8 protein-coding genes are annotated in these 6042 nt (G+C 73.3%); 3 read left to right on the top strand and 5 right to left on the bottom strand.

The genetic code is table 11. The features are described 5' to 3' along the window. From JX613_RS19495 to JX613_RS19485, 3 genes are all read left to right on the top strand, one after another. Positions 1-2065 (top strand): 4Fe-4S binding protein (locus JX613_RS19495; protein WP_207103136.1); only part of this gene is annotated, 2065 nt, incomplete at its 5' end. Further along, the gene (locus tag JX613_RS19490; protein WP_207103135.1) at positions 2062-2946 is read left to right on the top strand and encodes an FAD:protein FMN transferase; all 885 of its coding nucleotides are present in this window, start codon (positions 2062-2064) and stop codon (positions 2944-2946) included. The genes JX613_RS19495 and JX613_RS19490, both read left to right, overlap by 4 nt. Before the next feature lie 16 nt (positions 2947-2962). Continuing rightward, positions 2963-3208 carry a cytochrome C oxidase subunit IV family protein gene (locus JX613_RS19485; protein WP_207103134.1) on the top strand — a complete coding sequence of 82 codons (246 nt, stop codon included), beginning with the start codon at positions 2963-2965 and terminating at the stop codon, positions 3206-3208. 7 nt (positions 3209-3215) lie between these two features. Here JX613_RS19485 and JX613_RS19480 read toward each other — a convergent pair whose 3' ends face one another. The 5 genes from JX613_RS19480 to JX613_RS19460 all read right to left on the bottom strand — a co-directional run. Continuing rightward, entirely contained in the window at positions 3216-3932 is a 717-nt protein-coding gene (locus JX613_RS19480) for a Crp/Fnr family transcriptional regulator (RefSeq protein ID WP_207103133.1), read from the bottom strand. A gap of 86 nt (positions 3933-4018) precedes the next feature. Next, entirely contained in the window at positions 4019-4246 is a 228-nt protein-coding gene (locus tag JX613_RS20070; protein ID WP_237168753.1) for a plastocyanin/azurin family copper-binding protein, read from the bottom strand. 325 nt (positions 4247-4571) lie between these two features. Then, entirely contained in the window at positions 4572-4859 is a 288-nt protein-coding gene (locus JX613_RS19470; RefSeq protein WP_207103132.1) for a metal-sulfur cluster assembly factor, read from the bottom strand. Next, complete coding sequence (locus tag JX613_RS19465) at positions 4852-5397, bottom strand: DUF2249 domain-containing protein (RefSeq protein WP_207103131.1); 546 nt, start codon at positions 5395-5397, stop codon at positions 4852-4854. Before JX613_RS19465 ends, JX613_RS19470 begins: the two co-directional genes overlap by 8 nt. Next, a partial coding sequence (locus JX613_RS19460; RefSeq protein WP_207103130.1) for a hypothetical protein occupies positions 5369-6042 on the bottom strand: 674 nt, incomplete at its 5' end. The genes JX613_RS19465 and JX613_RS19460, both read right to left, overlap by 29 nt.

Below are 6042 nucleotides of genomic sequence, written 5' to 3'. Positions count from 1 at the left end.
CCCCGCCGCGCCCGACGCGTCCCTGGCGGCGGCCCTGTTCGGGTTGCCGCCCGGCAGCACGCCCGGGCTGACCCGGCAGGACGCCCCGGTGCCGGGCTGGCGGGCCGAGGCCGGGGGCCGCGTGCTGGGCCTGATCGGATCCACATGGGAGCTTGCGGGCTCGACCGGGTATTCGGGCCAGCCGCTGGACGTGCTGGTCGCGGTCGCCCCCGATGGCCGGATCGCGGGCGCGCAACTGATGCGCCACGCGGAACCCGTGCTGACGCTGGGCATCTCGGACGCCGATATCGCCGCCTATGTCAGCGGCTTTCGCGGCCACGACATGAACCGCCCCGCCGGGGACGCGGGGGTGCCGGACGTGATCTCGCGCGCGACGGTCACGACCGGGGTGATCCGCGACGGCATCCTGCGCGCCGCCCGCATCCTGGCGGGCGCGCAGGCCGAAGGGGGGGTGATCGACCGCGTGGCCTTTGCGCCCGCCGACTGGCCCGCGCTGGAAGGGATGGGCGCGCTGTCCCATGCCCGCGCGACCATGGCCGAGGCCGCAGAGGCCATGCCCGACGCGCGCCCGCCCATCGCCCCCTCGGACGCGCCCTGGCTGGAAATCTGGGCGGGCGTGATCGACACCCCGACCGCCGGGCGCAACCTGCTGGGCCAGGCGCGGCTGACCGAGGCCGCGGGCAACCTGGAACCGGGCGAGGCGCTTCTGGGCCTTTTCTCGCGCGGGCTGCAATCGCATCGCGGCACCGAATACCGGCGCACGGGGCGGTTCGACCGGATTGCGATCGAACAGGACAACGTCCGCCTGGTCCCCGGGGCCGAGGCCTTCACCGCGATCCCCCGCCTTGCCGTCGCGGGCGCGCCCGACCTGAAGGAACGCAGCGTCTTCCGCTTCAACGCCGACCCCCGGGCGGGCGGCATCGACCTGACCCGGCCGTTCCGCGTCACCGTGACCACGACGCGCGACGGTGCGGGCGGCGTCCTGGCCCTGCCCGTCACCGCCACCGTCACGCTGCCCCCCGCCTTCCGCATCGCCGCCCCCGAACCCGAGACCCCCCTGTGGCAGCGGTTCTGGGTGGAAAAGCGCCCCCAGATCGCCTTTGTGGGCGCCATGCTGGCGGTGCTGGGGCTGGTCCTGTTCGGGCAGGAATGGCTGGTGCGGCGGCCGCACTTGTGGCGGCGGTTGCGGCTGGCCTATCTGGCGACGACGCTTGTGGTGCTTGGCTGGGGTTTGGGCGCGCAGTTGTCGGTGGTGCAGGTGATCGCCTTCCTGCACGCCCTGCTGTCCGGCTTCCGCTGGGAAACCTTCCTGATCGCGCCGCTGGTCTTTGTCCTGTGGTCGGCGGTGGCCCTGGGGATGCTGTTCTGGGGACGCGGCGTCTTCTGCGGCTGGCTGTGCCCCTTCGGCGCGTTGCAGGAACTGACGAACGCCGCCGCCCAAAGGCTGGGCATCCGGCAGATCGCCGTTCCCCAAGCCCTGCACGAACGCCTGTGGGTCATCAAGTACACCCTGTTCGTGGCCCTTGTGGCGCTGTCCTTCTATTCCATGGAGCAGGCCCTGGTCATGGCCGAGGCCGAGCCCTTCAAGACCGCCATCAGCCTGCGCTTCCTGCGCCCCTGGCCCTTCGTGCTGTATGTGGTCGTGCTGATCGGCGCGGGCCTGTTCATCGAGCGGTTCTATTGCCGTTACCTGTGCGCCCTGGGCGCGGGCCTTGCGCTGCCCGCCAAGCTGAAGATCTTCGACTGGCTGAAGCGCCGCCCGCAATGCGGGCGCGAATGCCGGCTGTGCGAAACGAAATGCACCGTGGGGGCCATCGACCCCTTGGGCCGCATCAACGCCAACGAATGCGTGCTGTGCCTGCGCTGCCAGGTCATCATGAACGACGACGCGACCTGCCCGGTCCTGAAGCGCCGCGCGCGCGGCGGCGGCACGCCCGTTCCCACCGCCCCCGCATCCCCGCCCGTGCCGCCGCCGCTGCAACCTACGCAGGTGCCCGCAGGCGCCCATGACGGCGCGGCGGACCGCCAGCCGCCGTCCTTCCGGTCCCGACAGGTGACGCCATGACAACCGCCGCCCTCAACCGCCGCCGCTTCCTGGCCCTGTCGGCCTGCGCCCTGGCCGCGCCCGCCCTTGCAGGCGACCGCCACCGCTGGCAGGGCGTGGCCCTGGGGGCGGACGTGGCGCTGACGGTCCAGGGCGGCACGCCCTCTGCCGCCCGCGCCTTCTTCGCCGAGGCCGCCCGCAGCCTGCGCGCCGTCGAGCGGCAGTTTTCCCTGTTCACCGGATCCGACCTGCGCCGCCTCAATGCGCTTGGCCGGCTGGCCCATCCCTCGGACGACATGCTGGCGGTGCTGCATCTTGCAGGCCGGGTGCATGACGCGACCGGCGGCGCTTTCGACCCCACCGTGCAGCCCTTGTGGCAGGCCCGCCGTCTGGGGCAGGACGAAACCGCTGCGGCGGCCCTGGTCGGCTGGGGGGATGTCCAGGTCGGCCCCGGCGAAATCCGCCTGGCCCGCCCCGGCATGGCGCTGACGCTGAACGGCATCGCCCAGGGCCTTGCCGCCGACCGCCTGGCCCAGGTCGCCGCGCGCCACGGCCTGTCCCGGGTGCTGATCGACGCGGGCGAGCTGCGCGCCCTGGGCCCCACCCCCTGGGACGCCCGGATCGAGGCGCCGGGCGGCCAGGTCCTGCGCAACCTGGCGCTGCGCGACCGGGCGCTGGCGACCTCGGCCGCCTTTGGCACCCGGATCGGACCGGAGCAGGACCGCGCGCATATCATCGGCCCCGCAGGCCAGGCCCCCCGCTGGAGCGTGGTTTCGATCAGCGCGGACAGCGCGATGCTGGCCGACGCGCTGTCAACCGCGGCTGTCCTGATGACCCGCCCCGCCATCGACAAGGCCCTGTCCGCCTTTCCCGGCGCGCGGATCGAGGCCTTGGCCGCCTGAAGGCATAGAGCATCGGATGTCCCCCCTGACGCGCACCTGGGCCCTTCTGATCGCGCTGGTCGCGGCGACGGTGCTGGTGTCGCCGGTGCCGGGGGTGGCGGCGATGGGGGCGCTGCTGGTGCTGGCCTGGCTGAAGGCGCGGGCGATCCTGGGGGGCTTTTTGCACCTGCGCGGCGCGCCGGGATGGCTGGCGGCGCTGCTGGGGCCGCTGGCCTTGTGGCTGGCGGCGGTCTGGGGGCTGGCGATGGTGGCCTTCGGATAGGGGGCCGTCAGATGACGCGGTTCATGGCGCCGAAGGCCTCGGCCTGGGCCAGCTCCTCCAGCCGCGAGACCGAGGCGATGGCGGCGCTGGACTGGGTCACCCGCACGCCCAGGTCGCGCAGGCGGGCGAAGGCGCGCGACAGGCTTTCGGGCTTCATGCCCAGCCGGCCCGCGATCAGCGCCTTGTCATAGGGCAGGACCACGGTGGCGCTCTCCGCACCCGGCGGGCACAGCTCCAGCAGGAACTCGGCCACCCGCTGGGCGCCCGAGCGGGCCTTCAGCTGCTCGATCTGCTCGACCAGGCCCTGCAGGTGCATGAAGGTCGCCGACAGGATCGAGATCGCCGCCTCGGGGTGGGTCTTCAGCAGGTCCAGCACCGCATGGGCGGGCACCGCGACCAGCTCGCACCCCGTCACCGCCTCGGCCGAGACGGGATAGGCTGCCCGGCGCAGCGCCATCGGCTCGCCAAAGCTCTGGCCCCGGGTCATCACGCCCACCACCGCCTCGGCCCCGCTGGGGGCGATGCGGTAAAGCTTGATCCAGCCCTCGGCCACGACATGGATCGCGGCGGCCGGGTCGCCGTGCTGGAACAGCACCTGCCCGCGCTCCAGGCGCAGCACATGGGCCGCGTCCAGCAGGGGGGCGGACAGGTCGGGGGGCAGCGAGGCGAACAGCCGCGACTGCCCGGCGATCCGGCGATGCGCGGGCGAGAGTTTCAGGCTCATGGGGTGGGCCTTTCGGGGAAAACGGCCGGGGAACCGGCCCTTGCGGGGGCAGGGATCAACCCCCCGCCCCGCGCGGAGGTTCCGGCTCACTGCACCCGGGCGAGGTCCGCGTCCATCCGCTCGCGCGCCTTTTTCGACATCTTGGCGGCCTTGGCGGCGTCCAGGTTCGCGGGCGCGTCGCCCACCTGGACCAGGCCCACCATGCCCATGGCGAAGTGCGGCGTGCATTTCACGCCGTAAAGGCCGGGTTCGGTCACGGTGAGGGTGAATTCCTCGTTGATCCTGCTTTTGAAGGGCTCCACGCCCGCGGGCAGGATGTCGGCGATGGCCTCGACGTTGTGGCTCTTGTCGGTGGGGATGAAGCGGATCGTTTCCCGGCCTCGCCCTTGTTGAGCATGTGGACCTCGTGCTCGGCCGCAAGGGCGGGAACGGCCAGCGCCAGCAGCAGGGCGGGGGCGGCAAGGACGGAAAGGCGTGTCATCTGTGGTCTCCTTGGATGGGCGGGCCGGTCGCGGCCCGTTGCCCAGGGGTTTAGGCCCGATCGGGGCGCGCCACTTTGATGAAACGCAAACAGGAAGGCGGTTTCAGTCCTCGGGATCGGCGATCCGGGAAAGGCCGGCGGCACCTGCCCGGTCCTGATCAGAACGCCCCCGCCTGGATCCGGTCGGGGGTCCAGGGGGGTTCCCAGGTCAGCGCGACGCTGGCCCGGGCCACGCCGGGCAGGGCCGCGATGGCGGCCTCGGCCCCGGCCCGCAGCATCTCGGACAGGGGGCAGCCCCGGGTGGTGGTGGTCATGGTGACGGCGACCGCGCCGTTCTCGACCGCCAGGTCATAGACCAGCCCCATCGCCACCAGGTCGCGCCCGGTTTCCGGGTCCACCACCCCGCGCAGCGCGGCCAGGACCGCCGCGCGCAGATCCTCAGCCATGATCCGCCCCCGCGTCCACCCCGCCCGCCCGCACCAACAGCCGGTACGAGGCCCCGTCGGGCGCAAGGTTGCCCGCCCATTCGTGCCCGCGCGCCGCCAGTTCGGGAAACAGGAACATCGGTTCCCGGTCCAGCAGGGCAAACAGCACCTCGCCCTCGGGCAGGGCGGCAAGGGCTTCCAGGATGCGCACCATCGGCTCGGGCGGCATCAGCCCGGCGAGATCCAGCACCTGCGCCGGATCGGGCCAAAGCGCCGCGCCCGGGGCCGATCCGGGCGCCAGGCCCGCGTCGGCGGGGGCGGCGTCCTGCAGGGGCGCGAACAGAACCTCCCACGCGCCGTCGGAACGGCGGCGGTCGCTGGCGGCAAAGCCCCGGTTGGCCATCACGCCGAACAGGGGCGCGGGCCGGAAGGGCGCGATCAGCCGCAGCGCCTGGCCGGGTTGCAGCCGGTCGGCGGCTGCCATGATGGCGCCAAAGGGCTCCTCGCCGCGCGCGAGCTGCGGGCGGACATCAAGCTCGAAGGGTTCGGGGGTGGTCATCGGGGGATCCTTGCGGAGAGGAGGGAAGCACGAGAGGCGGCAGGATAGCGGGCCGCCGCGCGGGGTCGAGATGGCGCAAGCGGCGGATGGCCCAGGCCTCGTGCGCCAGCCCCAGGGCGGCGGCCAGCATGGCCAGCGCGGCCAGCCGGAAGGCCGTGTCCTGGCCCACCGCCAGCGCCAGCGTGCCGCCCGCCGCGCCCGCGACCCACAGCGCCAGCCAGCGCCCGGTGGCGCGAGCATCCGTCAGCTCGGGGACCAGCGGCACCGGGGCGCGCCCGATCCGGGGCGCGAAGACCTGGATCCAGGTCAGGAACGAGACGATCTTGACCATCTGCGCCAGCGTCAGCGTGGACAGCCAGCCCGCCAGGGCGGCAAAGGCCGTGGCCTCGGCCCAGGGACCGCCCCGCAGCACGGCCGGGGGCAGCAGAACGGCGGCAAGGCCCAGAAAGCCCAGGGCCGCGCGGCTCCAGCGCATGTTCACCTCGGTCTGGGGACGGTGGCGGCTTTGCCACAGGCGGCGGATATCGGCAAGGTAGAGGGCGACGGCGGCAACCCCGGCCAGCGCGGCGGCAAGGGCCAGCGGCAGCGCCGCGCGTCCCGCAAGCGCCATCCCCGCCCCGGCCAGCGCCCCCGCCAGGCCAGGCG

Source organism: Paracoccus shandongensis (assembly GCF_017315735.1).
Classification (GTDB): Bacteria; Pseudomonadota; Alphaproteobacteria; order Rhodobacterales; family Rhodobacteraceae; genus Paracoccus; species Paracoccus shandongensis.
This window is presented reverse-complemented; position numbering and strand designations above follow the sequence as displayed.